This is a genomic window from Belnapia sp. F-4-1 (assembly GCF_000802185.1).
Taxonomy (GTDB): Bacteria; Pseudomonadota; Alphaproteobacteria; order Acetobacterales; family Acetobacteraceae; genus Belnapia.
Map to the genome: position 1 here is coordinate 21,187 of NZ_KN676115.1, position 301 is coordinate 21,487.

General features: G+C 67.8%; 1 pseudogene. It reads left to right on the forward strand.

The features are described from left to right. Positions 1–5: 5 nt before the first annotated feature. Positions 6–245, forward strand: a pseudogene (locus LH62_RS29745) (transposase); the annotation flags it as partial. Positions 246–301: the final 56 nt, after the last annotated feature.

Here is a 301-nt window from a genome sequence, read left to right on the forward strand (position 1 = left end):
GTTGAGTGAGACGAGGTGATTTGACCGACGCGCAGTGGCGGCGACTGGAGCCGCACCTGTCGCCGGAGAAGCCCTGGACGGGGCATCCGAACGCGCCGCATCGGCGCATTATCGATGGTATTCTGTGGGTCCTGCGCACCGGTGCGCCCTGGCGTGACCTGCCGGCGCGCTATGGGTCGGTGGGGACGGTCTCGAGCCGCTTCTATCGCTGGCGTGCCTCGGGCGTGTGGGACCGTAAGCGTCAGCCGTCAGCGGCCTTGAGATGACGGGGCGTGCCTGCCGAGATGGTGGGCATGACGGA